General features: G+C 46.6%; 14 protein-coding genes, 2 tRNA genes and 1 CRISPR repeat array. Of the genes, 4 read left to right on the top strand and 12 right to left on the bottom strand.

The annotated features are described in order from the left end of the window. Positions 1–76 precede the first annotated feature (76 nt). From H6F52_RS02090 to H6F52_RS02080, 3 genes are all read right to left on the bottom strand, one after another. On the bottom strand, positions 77–751 hold the full coding sequence (locus H6F52_RS02090) for a restriction endonuclease subunit S (RefSeq protein WP_190531612.1): 675 nt from the start codon (positions 749–751) through the stop codon (positions 77–79). Beyond that, positions 748–2,262 (bottom strand): N-6 DNA methylase, encoded by a 1,515-nt coding sequence (locus H6F52_RS02085; RefSeq protein WP_190531611.1) that lies wholly within the window; start codon positions 2,260–2,262, stop codon positions 748–750. The genes H6F52_RS02090 and H6F52_RS02085 overlap by 4 nt, the downstream gene beginning before the upstream one ends. Positions 2,263–2,679: 417 nt before the next feature. Continuing rightward, positions 2,680–3,129 carry a MerR family transcriptional regulator gene (locus H6F52_RS02080; protein WP_190531609.1) on the bottom strand — a complete coding sequence of 150 codons (450 nt, stop codon included), beginning with the start codon at positions 3,127–3,129 and terminating at the stop codon, positions 2,680–2,682. Positions 3,130–3,210: 81 nt separating this feature from the next. Here H6F52_RS02080 and cas12k point away from each other — a divergent pair, with 81 nt between their 5' ends. Both cas12k and H6F52_RS02070 read left to right on the top strand, forming a co-directional pair. Beyond that, complete coding sequence (gene cas12k, locus H6F52_RS02075) at positions 3,211–5,118, top strand: type V CRISPR-associated protein Cas12k (protein ID WP_190531607.1); 1,908 nt, start codon at positions 3,211–3,213, stop codon at positions 5,116–5,118. 455 nt (positions 5,119–5,573) lie between these two features. After that, a CRISPR array of direct repeats spans positions 5,574–6,348; the repeat unit is 37 nt; unit sequence GTTTCAACGACCATCCCAACTAGGGGTGGGTTGAAAG. A 112-nt stretch (positions 6,349–6,460) separates the two neighbouring features. After that, positions 6,461–6,598: a hypothetical protein gene (locus H6F52_RS02070; protein ID WP_190531605.1), complete on the top strand. Its 138-nt coding sequence runs from the start codon at positions 6,461–6,463 to the stop codon at positions 6,596–6,598. On the opposite strand, the gene H6F52_RS02065 is transcribed toward H6F52_RS02070, so the two are convergent. From H6F52_RS02065 to H6F52_RS02045, 5 genes are all read right to left on the bottom strand, one after another. Then, a tRNA-Thr gene (locus tag H6F52_RS02065) sits at positions 6,580–6,651 on the bottom strand. The two genes, H6F52_RS02070 and H6F52_RS02065, sit on opposite strands and share 19 nt — an antisense overlap. Positions 6,652–6,739: 88 nt before the next feature. Continuing rightward, positions 6,740–6,824, bottom strand: a tRNA-Tyr gene (locus H6F52_RS02060). A gap of 162 nt (positions 6,825–6,986) precedes the next feature. Beyond that, the gene (locus H6F52_RS02055) at positions 6,987–8,093 is read right to left on the bottom strand and encodes a CNNM domain-containing protein (protein WP_190433199.1); all 1,107 of its coding nucleotides are present in this window, start codon (positions 8,091–8,093) and stop codon (positions 6,987–6,989) included. Between the two features lie 78 nt (positions 8,094–8,171). Next, entirely contained in the window at positions 8,172–10,022 is a 1,851-nt protein-coding gene (locus H6F52_RS02050; RefSeq protein ID WP_190531603.1) for an ABC transporter ATP-binding protein, read from the bottom strand. Positions 10,023–10,358: 336 nt separating this feature from the next. Beyond that, the gene (locus tag H6F52_RS02045; protein ID WP_190411922.1) at positions 10,359–10,496 is read right to left on the bottom strand and encodes a hypothetical protein; all 138 of its coding nucleotides are present in this window, start codon (positions 10,494–10,496) and stop codon (positions 10,359–10,361) included. Between the two features lie 216 nt (positions 10,497–10,712). Here H6F52_RS02045 and H6F52_RS02040 point away from each other — a divergent pair, with 216 nt between their 5' ends. Then, positions 10,713–11,666, top strand: a complete 954-nt coding sequence (locus H6F52_RS02040) for a GDSL-type esterase/lipase family protein (protein ID WP_190531601.1) — start codon at positions 10,713–10,715, stop codon at positions 11,664–11,666. A 147-nt stretch (positions 11,667–11,813) separates the two neighbouring features. On the opposite strand, the gene H6F52_RS02035 is transcribed toward H6F52_RS02040, so the two are convergent. After that, on the bottom strand, positions 11,814–12,887 hold the full coding sequence (locus H6F52_RS02035; protein ID WP_190411946.1) for a Gfo/Idh/MocA family oxidoreductase: 1,074 nt from the start codon (positions 12,885–12,887) through the stop codon (positions 11,814–11,816). Positions 12,888–13,270: 383 nt separating this feature from the next. On the opposite strand from H6F52_RS02035, the gene queC reads away from it, so the two are divergent. Beyond that, positions 13,271–13,957, top strand: coding sequence for a 7-cyano-7-deazaguanine synthase QueC (gene queC / locus H6F52_RS02030; RefSeq protein WP_190531599.1), 687 nt, complete (start codon positions 13,271–13,273; stop codon positions 13,955–13,957). Positions 13,958–14,009: 52 nt separating this feature from the next. Here queC and H6F52_RS02025 read toward each other — a convergent pair whose 3' ends face one another. The 3 genes from H6F52_RS02025 to H6F52_RS02015 are packed head-to-tail and all read right to left on the bottom strand — an operon-like array spanning position 14,010 to position 16,382. Continuing rightward, entirely contained in the window at positions 14,010–15,542 is a 1,533-nt protein-coding gene (locus tag H6F52_RS02025) for a hemolysin family protein (RefSeq protein ID WP_190411925.1), read from the bottom strand. Then, positions 15,496–15,648 carry a hypothetical protein gene (locus H6F52_RS02020; protein WP_190430177.1) on the bottom strand — a complete coding sequence of 51 codons (153 nt, stop codon included), beginning with the start codon at positions 15,646–15,648 and terminating at the stop codon, positions 15,496–15,498. Before H6F52_RS02020 ends, H6F52_RS02025 begins: the two co-directional genes overlap by 47 nt. Positions 15,649–15,689: 41 nt before the next feature. After that, on the bottom strand, positions 15,690–16,382 hold the full coding sequence (locus H6F52_RS02015; protein ID WP_190411926.1) for a hypothetical protein: 693 nt from the start codon (positions 16,380–16,382) through the stop codon (positions 15,690–15,692). Between the last annotated feature and the right edge of the window lie 166 nt (positions 16,383–16,548).

Here is a 16,548-nt window from a genome sequence, read left to right as displayed (position 1 = left end):
GTATTTCATTAGTTTTACTTATGAATTACCCGGGGTGAGCGTAGAAGACAGGTGAGCGAGCGCATAATTTCAGACCTCATATTACCCCAGCGACGACTTTTGCAAGAGGTCTAATAATTTGTATAAGTTCAGTGTCACCTAACTTCTTCTCTACCCACCCATCACATTTCTGGGTAAAGATGCCGTTTAGATAACTTTCAAACAGTTCGCGGGAGTTGGCGAGGTTTTTTTCGGTGTTGGCGATCGTTCTATCAATCCCCTCAAACGCCTCATCCAGAATTGCCACAATCCGCTTTTGTTCGGGAAGCGATGGAATTGGTAAGGCAATATTTTTTATTTTGGCTAGACTTAGATTTTTCTGTCGTACTCCACGTCTTTGATTAAGTATCTCAAACCTTCTAGAATTAATCGCAAATAAAATAAACTTTAAGTCAATATTTTCATTTGGTTTTACTCCAGATATTGCCTGATTAAATGCTGCATCTCTATCTAAAATAGACATTTTAAGAGCAGCAGTGTCGTACATTCCAATTAGCAATGAACCCTTTGGAAAAAGTTTTGCATTAGACTTTTCAAGCCCTTTTGGTGTTATGAGTTCTTTAGATGCCTTAGTGAAAGTGTCATTCAGTTCACCTGATGAATACCAGGGAATATCACCAAACCAATACTCATTGCGTGATTTAAGTGGTGTACCGCCACTATGAACCTCCGCAATCTCTCCAAGCGTTTTTAGCTTCCAGCCTTGCATCATAGAATCCCTCCAATTACCGCCAAAATCTCTGCACTCTCCGCATCCAAAGCTGCAATTTCATCCAAAATTTCCTGCGGTTCTCGTAACGCCGATTCCTCAGCCTTATTCGGATTCTTCACCGATAAATCGAACGTCACGCGATCTATATCAGCAATATCCACCAGCCAAGAGTTTTCCGACTCTGCAAACCTAGCCTGCAATTCCACAAACTCGCGCAAATCCTCATCATTCAGGGAATTGGTTTTACCCATATTCCGCCCTGGATCGAGTTGGTAATACCAAATTTTCTGAGTTGCCATTCCCTCATTTAAAGGTTTTCCCTGAGAAAATAAAGGCATTCCCTGAACAAAGTCGAAAAATTGCCCTTTCTCAAAAAACAGCACCACCGTTTTGACTCCCGTCCCGATAAATGTCCCCCCAGGACAATCCAAAATCGTGTGTAGATTGCAACTACTCAAAAGCTCTTGACGCAAAGCTCGCGAAGCGTTATCCGAGTTTGACAGGAACGTATTTTTGATTACTACTGCCGCCCTACCGCCCATCTTCAGCATTTTGATGAAATGCTGTAAAAACAGAAACGCCGTTTCTCCAGTCTTAATCGGGAAATTCTGCTGGATTTCCTTTCGTTCCTTCCCCCCAAATGGCGGATTAGCCAAGATGATATCAAAACGATTCTTGTCTTGAATATCACTGAGGTTTTCCGTCAGCGTGTTGGTGTGAATAATATTCGGGGCATCAATGCCATGCAAAATCATATTCATGATCGCAATCACATACGCCAAACTTTTCTTTTCTTTACCCGTAAACGTATGTTTTTGAAGTATCTCAAGCTCTTTTGTTGTCAGCTTACCCCGACGTAAATAGTCGTAACTCTCACACAAAAACCCAGCCGAACCACAAGCCCCATCATAAATGCGATCGCCGATCTTTGGCTTCACCACCTGAATCATGGCGCGAATCAGCGGACGTGGCGTGTAATACTCACCACCATTGCGCCCCGCGTTGCCCATATTCCTGATCTTGGCTTCATAGAGGTGCGAGAGTTCGTGCTTCTCCTGCTGAGAGCGAAACCGCAGCTCGTCTATATATTCCAGCGCATCCCGCAGGCTATAGCCGCTCTGGAACCTGTTCTTGAGTTCGCTAAAAATCTCACCGATCTTGTATTCAATCGTATTCGGACTACTGGCTCGTAGCTTAAACCCCTGAAGGTACGGGAATAGCTTGTGGTTCACGTAGTCAATCAGGTCAGCGCCGATCAGAGCATTGTCATGATCCAGCGTGCCATCTGCCTTTTTCGGTGCTGCCCAAGCTGACCAGCGATGCTCCTCATCCAGAATAAAGGTGTAAGACTTGCCCAGTAGCTCTGCTTCCAGTGCCTTTTCATGTTCCAGGTCATCCAGATACTTGAGAAACAGCAGCCAAGACGTTTGCTCCGTATAATCTAGCTCTGTGGTGCAGCCCGCCTCCTTCCAGAGAACGTCATCAATATTTTTGAAGGTTTGCTCGAACATCTAATCTTCTATGAGAACTTCAGTCAAGGTAGTTAAAAGTTGAGCTAAATTACACCGCCATCTAGTAAACGGCTGAATCTCCTGGAACATAGAAACCATTTTTATTCAAGATCATCGTATCCCTCAAGACCGAAGACCGCCCTATTCTGTCATCAGCCGATCATGAATGAGAAGAGTTGATGTTGGGGGAGATTGAGCAGGTTCGTCAGACTTAGCAATGAAGAAACAACTTCTCCCTTTGGTTCACGTCGTTGTGCGAGTTTTTGAATTTCTGTATCTTAAGCGTGGTCGCCTCTTTCAAGCCAAACTTCACAAGTTTTAGCGATCACCTCTGCATACTCTCCTCAAGGGATGCGGTACCACTAATCGACACGACATTTCTGTACCACGTTCTGGCAAATCGTCCCACCAACTCATCTACCGCTCAAAGCTTCTGAGGTTTTCTCGCAAGCGTTGATGAATGCGATCGCTCCAAAACGGTACAACAGGCGACCCCCGATCAATTGTCTCCATTGCCAAACCCCTGTCAAAATCCACCAACTCACGCAGTTGCTCCTGGGAATCTGGCACCAACATCAAGCGTTTCATCTCTCGTTTCGCCACAGACTCATCAAACATCCATGACTCCCTAGCTTTAAGGATTCCCAGAACGTGCTGGCACAGCTCAAAACTCAACCCAATCGATAGCAAATACTCCATCACCGTTAATGCCAGCAGGTCAGAATCAGAATAATAAACGTTCCGACCCTTGCCACTCGGATTAACCGTTGGCACAACGACACTCTTGTCCCGCCAATACTGCAATTGCCTCCGACTGCATCCAGTAATCTGTGATGCCTCAGTGCTGGTGTAGAAATTTTCATCCATAACCTCTCATGATACTAAACGAGGTCAGGAGACGTATTTTTCTTATAAGCTCACTATGTGCTTCTATGATAATGTATTTTCATGAGTACAATTACGATTCAATGTCGCCTCGTTGCTTCTGAACCTACTCGCCACCAACTCTGGACGTTGATGGCAGAACGCAACACGCCTTTGATAAACGAACTCCTGGCACAAATAAGCCAGCATCCAGACTTTGACACCTGGCGACAACAAGCAAGACTCAAAGCTGGTATCGTCAAACAACTGTGCGACCCCCTCAAATCTGACCCTCGCTTCAGCGGTCAACCTGGACGGTTTTATACGAGTGCGATCGCATTAGTCGAATACATCTACAAATCCTGGCTCAAGATTCAACAACGGTTGCAGCGCAAGTTAGAGGGACAGACACGCTGGCTAGAAATGCTCAGAAGCGATCAGGAGTTAGTTCAGATGAGCAACTGCACTCTAGAAGTCATTCGCGCCAAAGCTGTCGAGATTCTCACACCCTTGGCCTCTCCAAACGAATCGACTCAATCCACGAAGACCAAAAGTAAACAGCGCAAAAAACCCCAAGCCTCAAATTCCAACCGTAGTGTCTCCAAAACTCTGTTCAAGGCTTACGACAATACAGAAGACATCCCCACCAAAAGCGCCATCTGCTACTTACTCAAAAACGGCTGCAAAATCTCCGATAAAGAAGAAGACCCAGAGAAATTTGCCCAACGCCGCCGCAAAACCGAAGTCAAGATTTCACGGCTAACCGAACAAATAGCCAGTCGCATTCCTAAAGGTCGAGATTTAACGGGACAGAAGTGGTTGGAAACACTCGCGATCGCCTCTACAACGGCTCCTCAAGACCAAGCAGAAGCTAAATCCTGGCAAGATAGATTGCTCACTAATTCTAAGTCTGTTCCCTTCCCAGTCGCTTATGAAAGCAACGAAGACTTAACCTGGAGCAAAAACTCTAATGGTCGCCTAGAAGTCCGCTTCAATGGCTTAGGTGAACACACCTTCCAAATCTATTGCGACCAGCGCCAACTCAAGTGGTTTCAACGCTTTTACGAAGACCAGGAAATTAAACGAGCTAGCATTGACCAGCATTCCAGTAGCCTATTTACCCTCCGTTCAGGACGCCTTGCTTGGCAGGAAGGTACAGGCAAAGGCGACCCTTGGAACATTCATTGCCTGACTCTCTACTGCTCCGTAGACACACGTTTCTGGACGGCTGAAGGGACAGAACAGGTACGCCAAGAGAAAGCTGCCGACATCGCCAACACTCTCACCAAAATGAAAGACAAAGGCGACCTCAACGAGAAACAACAAGCCTTCGTCCAACGCAAAAACTCGACTCTGGCTCGAATCAACAACCCCTTCCCCCGCCCTAGTCAACCCCTCTATCCAGGTCAACCTCATATCCTTGTCGGCGTTGCCTTGGGACTGGACAAACCAGCCACTGCCGCCGTCATTGATGGTACGACAGGAGAAGCGCTCGCTTACCGCAGCATCAAACAACTTTTAGGCGATGACCACAAACTCCTCAACCGTCAACGTTACCAAAAACGTTCTTTATCCCATCAACGCCACAAAGCTCAAAAAAAAGCGGCTTCCAATCAATTCGGCGAATCGGAACTGGGTGAATATATAGATCGCTTACTAGCACAAGCCATTGTCAAACTTGCCCAAACCTATCAAGCAAGCAGCATTATCTTACCTAAATTGGGCGATATGCGAGAGCTAGTCCAGAGTGAAATTCAAGCCAGAGCCGAGCAAAAAATTCCTGGCTACATCGAAGCTCAGAAAACATACGCCAAGCAGTATCGCATCAACATCCATCAGTGGAGCTACGGCAGGTTAATGGACAATATCAAAGCTCAAAGCTCAAAAGTCGGCATTGTCATTGAGGAAGGAGAACAACCTATCCGGGGTAGTCCGCAAGAGAAAGCAAAGAACATGGCAATTTCTGCCTATCACGCTCGTTCCAACCCATAACTATTTCCCAATCCGCACCTTGACAATAGAATAGAAATAATCAACAGCGCCGCAGGTCATGTTCATTTGAACCACTGAACTGCGAACAGTATGGGTTAGTTTGACTGTTGGAAGACAGTTGTGCTTTCTGACCCTGGTAGCTGTCCACTCTGATGCTGCCGTTGAAAGACGGGAATAAGGTGCGCTCCCAGCAATAGGGGTGTAGACATACTACAGTGATGGCTACCGAATCACCTCCGAGCAAGGAGGAATCCACTCTAATTATTTTTTTGACGGCTCTCAGGGGCAAAAACCCCTGAGAGCCGTCAAAAGCTCAAAAACCTTGTCTAGTATTGACCTCAGAAATTTCGGCAACCAACAATTTTCTATTTTTTAGGGAGATTGAGCAGGAATTTTCGGGAGCCGTCAAAAATACTGCTAAAAGGCAGCCTAGATAAGGGGTCTAGGTGGGAAGCGTTTCAACGACCATCCCAACTAGGGGTGGGCTGAAAGATTGTCTGCATCGATTCGTCCGGTTCGATGGGAGGTCAGGTTTCAACGACCATCCCAACTAGGGGTGGGTTGAAAGTTGCAGCTCCCCGCCTGGAGCGTGTTCGACGTTATAAGTTTCAACGACCATCCCAACTAGGGGTGGGTTGAAAGCGTGATTTTAGATCCTGCTCTAGTTGTTTCCGGGGTTTCAACGACCATCCCAACTAGGGGTGGGTTGAAAGTTGTCGAGTCCGTACCTGCCCTGTCTGCCAATGGAGGTTTCAACGACCATCCCAACTAGGGGTGGGTTGAAAGCGATCGCCTACTAGCAGTTCAGGAAAATTGTCCCGGGTTTCAACGACCATCCCAACTAGGGGTGGGTTGAAAGATACCTCGGCTTGCTAGTCGCGTTCAAGATGATTAAGTTTCAACGACCATCCCAACTAGGGGTGGGTTGAAAGGAAATGGGTCTCAGACAGCAGGGGGATCGGCTTGGTTTCAACGACCATCCCAACTAGGGGTGGGTTGAAAGTCCAGACTGTGCCATCTTCCCAAACAGTGCAGCCGTGCGCTTTAAGGTTTCAACGACCATCCCAACTAGGGGCGGGTTGAAAGTATTACAGGCGTTTATCGATCCGGTTCCGACTGGTTTCAACGACCATCCCAACTAGGGGTGAGTTGAAAGAAGTGGAAATGTTCGGCATCTTTCTCGTAGAAGTCTACTTTCAACGACCATCCCAGCTAAGGGTGGGTTGAAAGGGCAAAATGCCTCTTGGGAAAAGAGCTACAGCTATTAGGGTGGATTGAAAGAGGTCACGAGTTCAATCTTAGAGATAGACTAAGATTGCGGAATAGTAAATTGATTTGTAAGATGACATTTAATTCGTCACTGCTACTTCAGCGACACGCAATTTGTCACGACGATACGCAATTTGTCACCGATGACACGCAATTTGTCACTGTACATTTGATTAAGTTATTTGCTGAAAAAGCCCGTGACGAGGATTGAACTCGTGACCTCACCCTTACCAAGGGTGTGCTCTACCACTGAGCCACACGGGCAGTTTTATAAGTTATAAACGTTAAATTTTGAGTCGGTTACCTTAATTAAAGAATAACTCAAAACTTATGGCTTAGAACTTTTGTTGCGTGGTGGGCCGAGCTGGATTTGAACCAGCGTAGGCATAGCCAGCGGATTTACAGTCCGCCCCCATTAACCACTCGGGCATCGACCCATTTGTTCCACGATTAATAATCGTAGCACAAGGTTTGGGAAATGCAAAAGTTTTTTTGAAAATTGATTTTATAGCTGTGGAAAAAGTGACGGACAGTGCAAGTAGCAGGATGAGAGCGGGAATCTACATCGCTTACTCATACATTGATCCCTGTCTTCTGAATCAGCCACCAGAGCGCGTGGCATTTCTCGTAGCGATCGCTCGACTAGGAAAGTCACTTTCATCGTAAATTTCGCCAACCAGCTCCTCCAGAATGTCTTCCAGCGTGATCAACCCCACCGTGCCCCCATACTCATCGACGACGATGGCAATGTGAAGGCGTTGTTGCAACATATCCTTCAGTAGATTGGCGGCTCGTTTCGTGTCCGGCACGTATACTGGCGGGTCCATCGCCTCTGTCACCAAGCCATTATCAATCCCTTCTTTTTTCAAAAACCTCAGCTGCTGGAGCGCTCGCTTCAGGTGAACAACGCCGACAATTTGATCCTTAGACTCCTCCTGCACGGGAATACGGGAATATCCTGTTTCCAGACACAGATTCACAAACTCCTGCAAGGTCGCTTCATGAGAGATTGTCCTCATGTCAATCCGTGGCTTAACCAGATCGCGGGTGCTGAGACTGTCTAGCATCAAGGCTTTGTTGAGCAGCTGGTGTTTGTGTAAATCTAGATGCCCCTTGCCTCCCAAAATTTCAATCATCAGATGGAGATCTCTTAAAGACTCTCCCTCTTGAACAACACCCCCCTGAAACAGGCGAATTACCCGCTGAGTAATTTGCTCAAATAAATAAATAAGCGGGCCGAGAACGATAGATAGCAAGTAAATCGGGCGAACGGCAAACTTAAAAACTGGCATGACATTGTTGATTGCCAGAGATTTAGGGGTAACTTCTCCAAAAATCAGCACTAGAAAAGTAACAACAGCAGTAGCAATTCCCAATCCTGCATTCCCTAACCAGAGGGCAAATAAGTTACTGGTCAGAATTGCTGAAAAATTATTAACTAGATTGTTACCGACTAGAAGGGTAGTGATAAACCGACCCCGATTTTCTAAGACCAGCGCAAACATCCGGCGCGGGTCTCCTTGCTCTTGAATCAGCGCCCTGAGTTTAAGGTTGTCGAGGGCTGTAATCGCCGTTTCCGAGCCGGAGAAAAAAGCAGAAAGCAAAAGCATCAATCCCAGCACCGCGATATCGAGCCAAACACTTCCTAAAAGGGGACCCAGATCGGAAGTAACTAGAATATATGACTGAACGGGTAAAACAATCACGGGAAGCTGTAAAAGGCAAAAGTTAAAAAGCAAAAGGAAAAAGAAAGATTTTTCACTTTTGCCTTTTTCCTTTTAACTTTAGAGTAGCTCACCTGTTTCTTGTAGGGAGTGCAAACGTCGGTAAATTCCTTTGCGGTGCAGTAGTTCAGCATGGCTGCCGACTTCTACAATTTGACCTTGATCGAGAACTACAATTTTGTCTGCTTCCCGGATGGTACTAAGTCTGTGAGCAATGATAATGGTGGTGCGGGTGCCAAGGATGCTACGCATTGCTAACTGAATTGAGCGCTCAGATTCGTAGTCGAGGCTAGAAGTTGCTTCATCAAAGATGAGGATATCTGGATCGACCAAGAGTGCCCTAGCAATTCCCAAGCGCTGTCGTTGTCCCCCAGACAGGCGCATTCCCCGCTCTCCAACAACGGTGTAGTACCCTTGCGGCAGATGCTCAATGACTTCGTCTACTCTGGCAATGCGGCAAGCTTCCTGAACCTGTTCAACCGTAGCTTTGGGGTTGCCATAGGTAAGGTTTTCAAGCAACGTCCCGTTGAAAATATCTACTTCCTGGTGAACAATTGCCAGACGCCGCCGATAGCCAGTGACATCCAAAGTGCGAATGTCTTGACCATCCATTAAAATCTGACCTTGATGGGGTTCAAAATACCGGAACAGAAGCTTGACTAAGGTAGACTTACCCGACCCCGAACGCCCCACCAGCGCTACAGTTTGATAAGGTTCGATGAGTAGGTTAATGTTTTCTAAAACTGGGCGATCGCTGTCATAGCCAAAGCTCAGATGGGAAAATTCGACTTTGCCGGTAAATTGATAGGACAGTTCAGAACCACGAGAATCCTGAGTTCCTCCTTCTGCCGTCTGCCTTCTGGTTTGAGACAGAATGACCCCATCTACGCCTACAGGTAGGTGCATGAACTCGTGGAACCGGAGCATGGAGGCATAGCGACGAGCAAATATCTCAGCGAGGTTACTAATAGGTTCTAGCTCCGAGTAGGCCATGCTGGAGATGGTCAACGTAGTAACGAAGTGTCCTAGTGAAATCTTTCCCTGTAAGGTGGCGTTGAGGGTCAAACCAAGTACTAAAAAGACACAAAACTGGATGATCGTCCTTTGGGAAGTAGCTAGGATGACGTAACCTCTATGAATGCGGTAGTCAACAACTTTGAACTCCCGCTCTAGGCGCTGTCGTTGACGCTCCAGTTCTCTCTGTTCGGTGGCAAAGGCTTTGACGGTTTTAATGTTGGTAATAATTTCCGAAGTACGACTTTCAGTATTTTCCTGATATCGATCCAGTTTCTGTTCGCGATCACTCAGTTGCTTGAGGTCTTTGAGGGTGAAGCTGAGGATGAAGATGAAGGAAATTAGGAAAATTACGGCAATTCGCCACTCAATTAGCCAGATCATCGCAAAGATACCCAGCACCCGAACGAGTTTGGGAATCAACTGTCCGGCGACTTCAGGATAAGTCCAGGTGTGATTAGCGAGTCCTCTAGCAACTCGTCCGGCGATTCGTCCAGGGTTGTTTTCTTCGTAAAATTCTAGCGGTAGAGTGACGATTTTTTCAAGGACTTTTATGCTGTGGTCTCGACGCGATCGCAAGGCTGTATCCCAGTGAAACCAGATGCCGAGCCAAGGCTGAATGGGCGCTCTAACGACGGTGACTAACAAGATTAATCCCATTAGCACTGAGAGGGAAAGGAATCGATTTGCCGGTAAGTTGCTAACTTCAGCGATGAGAGCGATCGCATTTTGCAATCCCCGATCCAGCGGTTGACCGGACAGTACGTTGAGAATCTGCCCAATTGTGTAAGGAACTACCAGATCGATGATTTCAAAGAGACTAGATGCCGCAATACTTAAAAGCGCGACGATTCGATATTTTCGGTAATAACCGAGGATATCCCGAATGCTTGCCATAATTCTTTCTTGATGAAAAATAGCCAATAAAAAATTCCAGAGTCAGGCTCAAAAAGCGACTCTAGAAAAACTTGTATCTTGCATTCAGCAACTCCATATCGCAGCTACACAAACCAAACCCATCTCCATAGGTTTGAAAACATTTCACTTGTCTTTAGTCAAGCAAAAGGTTGGTGTAGTCCTATGCAGCCTGAGGCAAAAGATACGCGAAAGACATTTTGGGTTGAATAACAAAGTGACTCCCGAACAAGGAAGTTTTACAGGAGCTTTGAGATAACCTATCGATTGAACTTATGGCTTCATCAGCATCGGTAGTGGCCTCGGTTTAGTAGCGAGTTACATAGCGTAGGCTGAGTGAAGTGCCCACCAAACAAGAAAAGCAATACCACCCAAAACCAACACAGATGAGATAGCGATCGCTTTTGGGCTATCAGCTCCCTCGAACTTCATAATTCCACGGTTCAAGTCTGACATAAGGCTGCGATCCTCCTTGATTCGGAGCTAGACAACAATTTGTAAACATATCTTAACCCATGACTAGGTTAGCGGCTGAGGGAGGATTCGTCTATCACCCGAATGGGTCATAAATGGATTGGGTTAAGATGGGAGCGACTTTTAAGACTGCAAAACTGAAGTGCTGCAAGATTTAAGCTAGATCGGGTCACGATCTATGTACATAGGGGATTATCCGTGAAAATTGTGCTGATTGTTTTGGCGGTTGTTGTAGGGTTGGTACTGGCGGTAGAGGTGGGATTGCGGCTGCTATTTGGCTTTGGAAATCCCTTGATTTATATTGCCGATGAACAGATTGGATATTTATTAGCGCCAAATCAGCGGACTCGCAGGTTTGGCAATCTGATAGAAATTAATCAGTATTCAATGCGAAGCCCAAAAATCACGGAAACTCGCCCTGAATCTACGCTGCGGGTGCTGCTGTTGGGAGATTCCATTGCGAATGGTGGCTGGTGGACAGATCAGGCTGAGACGCTTTCAGCCATGATGACTCAACAGTTGCAATCCTCTATTGATGGTAAAACGTTTAAGCAAATAGAAGTTCTCAACGCTTCAGCGAACTCTTGGTGTCCGCGCAATGAATTAGCGTACTTAAAGCAGTTTGGTACGTTCGATGCTCAGGTAGTCGTGTTGCTGATTAATACTGACGATCTGTTCGGGACTGCGCCAACTTCAATCCCGGTGGGGCGCGATCGCAATTACCCCAAGCAAAAGCCGCCCCTAGCGCTTGTAGAGGCATTCAGCCGCTATTTGTTAAAGCCACCGCCAGTACCAGAGATGAAAGCAGTGAACGCGGAATCAGGCGATCGCGTTGGCTTTAATTTAAAAGCTATTCAAGAAATCCAGACAATCGCAGAGCAAAAAGGTGCCCGCTTCTTGCTTGCAATGACACCCCTAAAGAGGGAATTGGGCGAACTGGGTTCCCGTGATTATGAACTAAAAGCGCGAGTGCGCCTCATCGACTTAACCCAAAACCAGCACATTGCCTACATAGATTTTCTACCCATTTTCAACTCAAAAGAGCAGCCAGAAAACCTCTACCGAGATCATATCCATCTCAGCCCTCAAGGAAATCAGCTGGTTAATGAAGAAATTGGGCGATCGCTCAGTCAATTAAAAATGCAAAATTAAAAATTAAAAATTGCGGAATTTTTACTTTGGTAGTGGTAAAACATAGTGTTAATTAGTAGTAGAACCCTTGTGAAACAAAGGTTTTCAAGCTAATTATCGCTACTTCTACAACACACCTTCCATTTTTAATTTTTAATTTTTAATTCTTTAGAAGGAAACAGCTACAGCCGGAGAACTCAGACACCGACAATCCCAGTCTGGTTGCTGCCAAACCTGACCATCGAGAGCCATCTGATCGATCAAACTCGCCAGACGCAAAGCTTTAAGCGCCTGTTCGCCGCCTACAGAGGGTTGATTCCCACCACGCACGCAGTTAACAAAATGCTCTAATTCCGCGTGAAGCGGCTCAATATTACTGGTGTAGACTTTCTCAATTAACCCATCCTGTCGGTAAAGCACCTGACCATAATCTGTCATATAATTGGCAGTCGTTTGCCGGTGAATCAGAATTTCATTGTTGAGAAAATCTGCCTCAGTTAGAGAATTTTTACAATGGGCAGCAATGCGACGAATTTTGCGGTGTGTCACCTTACTGGCTGTTAGCGTGGCGACAATTCCGTTGGCAAAGCCTAGGGTAGCAGTCACGTAATCTAAATAGCCGGAATCTGAGGCACGACTACCACTGGCGGTCAATTTGACTACCGGCGCAGCAGATAGTTCTAGCAATAGGTCAATATCATGAATCATCAGATCCAAGACGACAGAGACATCGTTAGCCCGTTGCGAGTAAGGACTCATGCGATGAGCCTCTAGGGCAAGCAATTCTTCTGTTTTCAGAACTTTGCTGAGTTCTTGAAAAGCCGGGTTAAACCGCTCAATATGTCCTACTTGGAGAATCGAGTGCGATTCGGCTGCGGCATTGACGAGGGATTCAGCCTCGGCAATACTGGCGGCAATTGGCTTTTCAATCAAGACATGAATCCCTGCTTGCAGGCAAGTCATGCCAACCTCATGATGCAGCCTTGTCGGAACGGCAATGCAGACAGCGTCTACATAGGGGATTAAGTCATGATAGTTTTCAAAAAAGCGAGCGCGATACTTACTCGCAGTATCCAAACCCCGCTCAACATTAATATCTGATACACCAACCAGTTCCACATCTTTAAGCAGACTCAGAACGCGGGTGTGATGCTGTCCCATATTACCGACCCCAATCACGCCAACGCGGATCGGTTGCGGCTGGTTACGCTGCTGATGAGCGTCTGGCTGTCTTGCTGGCATGCTATCTTGCACTCCTGTATGCTCCTCCACCACTAGGATTAAATCAATTGGCAACGTTTAGTCGCCTGAGACGATCCAGATGGTATCATAGTGCCTTCTTTTGTGAAGAATTTCAAAGCTGTGTCTAACTTTCTCAAATTCGTGAGATTTATCTTATCTTCCATTTTGTTGAGGTTTGTAAATTAGTAACTGGTAAATGTGTCACTTTCTCTCCCGTCCATTTGGTGAGGACTGAGGGCTGAGGGCTGAGGGCTGAGGACTGAGAGTTGAGGACTGAGGGCTGAGGAATTTAGTAGCCAGTGAGCAGTCAATTATCAAGACGTGATGGTGGGAAACATCTGAAAGTTGGCACAAGTAAAAACTGGGGATGAGGGGGCTAGGAAGTGAAAGCGGTTGTTTTGTTGTCTGGGGGGTTAGATTCTTCGACGGTACTATATCAGGCAAAGGTTGATGGCTGTGAGTGTTATGCCATCTCATTCGATTACCAGCAGCGACACCAGCGAGAGTTAGAGTCTGCGACAGCGATCGCTCGCCTCGCTGGTATACGAGAACATCAGGTAGTGGCGTTTGATTTGCGTCGCTGGGGCGGTTCTGCGCTCACAGACAGTGCCATTAACGTACCAGAAGGGCGATCGCTTGATGAAATGGATCAAAGTATCCCCGTGACCTATGTCCCCGCCCGAAATACCATCTTTTTGAGCTTTGCCCTCGCTTATGCAGAAACCATCAATGCCCAGCGGGTTTATATTGGCGTTAATGCTTTAGATTATTCCGGCTATCCCGATTGTCGTCCTGATTATATCCAGGCAATGCAGGAAGTCTTTCGACTTGGAACAAAACAGGGACGAGAGGGACAGCCAATTAGCATCATGACGCCCCTGATAGACCTGAAAAAAACGGAAATCATTCAGATGGGGAATCGGCTAGGCGTTCCTTGGGAGCAAACTTGGTCTTGCTATACCGGGAGCGAAGTGGCTTGTGGCGTCTGTGATTCCTGCCAGTTGCGTCTAGCTGCTTTTGCTGAGCTAGGATTACAAGATCCCCTTCTTTATGCAGCGAAGAGTCACTAAAGTTGGGGATATTCCTGCCGTTAACGAGAGGCAAGTGAAAATCTAAACGCGATCATTCAAAATTTCTGCTGAATCCTGATTCCTGATTCGTTATTTCTGATTTCTTGGTGTCATCCGCTGCAACCTTGGCATCTGAGACATTTGAATCTGAGCCATCTGAATCTGACATATTTGAGACATCAGACCCGTTAGTTTCATTGCTAGCAACTGTCGCCTCTCGTCGGTGAATGCGAATTTGGTGCAGGCGAGGACCCTCGGCGGAAACGATAGTCAGCTCAAGGTTGTCAAAGCGCAAGGTTTCACCTTGGGTAGGAATTCTCTGATAGTGGTAAAGCACGAAGCCGCCCAAGGTTTGGTATTTATCAATCAAGGGCAAGTTGAGATCGAGAAATTCGTTGACTTCTTCCAAATTCATCTGTGCTTGTACCAGAAAAGTTTGCTCATCCAAAATTTGCACAGCTAACTCTTCTTTATCCTCAGCTTTTGGCTCGTAGCCGATAATTTCAGCAATCAAATCCTCAATTGTTACTAACCCCGCGGTGCCGCCAAATTCATCCACAACGATCGCCATTGCCAGGTGACTTCGCTGCATCATCGGCAAAAGTTCGCTTAAAGGCTGTCCTTCCGGCACAAATCGAGCGGGTCGAATCCAAGGCTGAATTGGTGTATCTAAAGTTAGTTCGCCTTTGGCTAGAGGTTCAGCTAACTCTTTGAAGTAAATAATGCCGCGAATATCGTCAAGGGATTCTCCTGTGACGGGATAGCGGGAGTGACCCGTGGTAGTAATTTCATCTAGAAAGATTTGAAAAGTGGCTTCACAGGGAATAGAGGCAATGCTGGTGCGGGGAACCATGACTTCTTCCGCCAACACCTCACCAAACTCAAACACGTTGTTGAGCAACTCTCGTTCTTCAGCTTCCAGTCCCGTAGATTCGCGCTCTGTGGTGATAATCATTTGCAATTCTTCGGGAGTAACGCGCGTATACCAGCCTTGTCCGGTGTACTGAATGCCTACCAGCCGCAAGAGTAAGCGTGTCGATTGGTTGAGAATCCAGATGAACGGGTTGAAAAAGCGGGCGATCGCTCTGATTGGCAGTCCCAAAAACCTTGCCATCTGTTCTGAGTAAAGCAGTGCCACTGATTTCGGGGATAGTTCACCCAAAACAATTTGTAGATAGGCAATCAGGAAGAAAGCAACTGGCACCGAAAGGGAATGAGCGATCGCTGCTTTGACCTCCCAAGATAAGGGTAAGTGCGCGATTGAAGCAGACACGAGGATTGCCATTGTACTCTCACCAATCCAGCCGAGAGCCAAACTAGACAGAGTAATCCCCAGTTGAGTAGTAGAAAGCAGCCGATCGATGCTGCCTTGCAAGTTTTGAACCGTTTTTGCTTGAATATCGCCCGCTTCGACTAGTTGATTGATGCGCGATCTCCGCACCGAAACTATCGAAAACTCAGCGATGACAAAAAAACCATTAATCGCAATCAGTAGTAGCACCGATAATAATCGCAGCAAAACGTCTTGCGCGGTGAGCCTAGGAAAAGCATTCACCGTCAAGATCGCCAACACGGGGGTATCCATCCGTAACCAGGGTATTGGGTATTGGGTAATGGGCAACGAATTGTCGGTAATCGGTCGTCGGTAATAAGTAGTGGGTAGAATCCTCTACCCCCTGTACGGTCATCATACAGAGACAGCTCCTATTACCGACCACTTAACACCTAACGCCTACTTCACCACTGGAATTCCAGACATTTTCAGCTGGAGTTTTTGATCTGGATAATCTGTCAGAGTCAATGAAAGCTGCTTAGCGTCTTCCAGTAAAGCCGTGGGAATACTCACCGTCCCCGAAAAGCTTTGCCCATTCGGTGGCAATTCTCCTGGCAGCCCTTCAGTCACAGCACTTAAAGCTCGACCTTGGTCGTCCGTTACATTTAAGAAGCTATACAGAAACCGTACAGCATTCCCTCCTTCATTCTTCAGGCTCACATTCAGCAACAAAGAACCTCCTTGCTGACGCGCTGAGCCTATCTCCAGCTTCACGCCCTTATCCTGACTGGTAATCGGGAAATTTTGCTGTTTACTGTCCTGCTCAGAGGTTTCCTCAGGAGTGTTAGGCTTGCTGTCGCTTGTGGTTTCCGCTTCCTTCTGTTCAGGCTTAATAACAGGTTTAGCCTTGCCGCTCATTTGTGCTTTGACACTTGCCAGGATATCAACCTCGCGCAAAATTGCTACTCCTTCTTTACCAGGAGTTGCCCGCTTAGTCCCAGCTAATTTATTGGTAGGGCGCACATCCGGCTGCGTTACTCCTTTAAGGGCTTCATGACCTACAGTAAACCCCCACATCGCACTTACAAAGCCAGCGCCTAACATCATAGCAAGCAAAATTAACGTAAGTGCGACAGTTGAATTTAGTTTCATTGGTTGCTCAAGCTACAAAAATTGCCGCGACACCGATCAACTGCTATACATAGCTTACGACTGACAGCAGTGGAACCTATGATAGCGAATTGGTTAATGTCACGCTGCTAATTTATCTCTATTTTAGAAAACAGCGCTTATAATTTATTATCAGGAATCATACTAC

It is taken from the genome of Coleofasciculus sp. FACHB-542, assembly GCF_014695825.1.
Classification (GTDB): Bacteria; Cyanobacteriota; Cyanobacteriia; order Cyanobacteriales; family FACHB-T130; genus FACHB-T130.
This window is presented reverse-complemented; position numbering and strand designations above follow the sequence as displayed.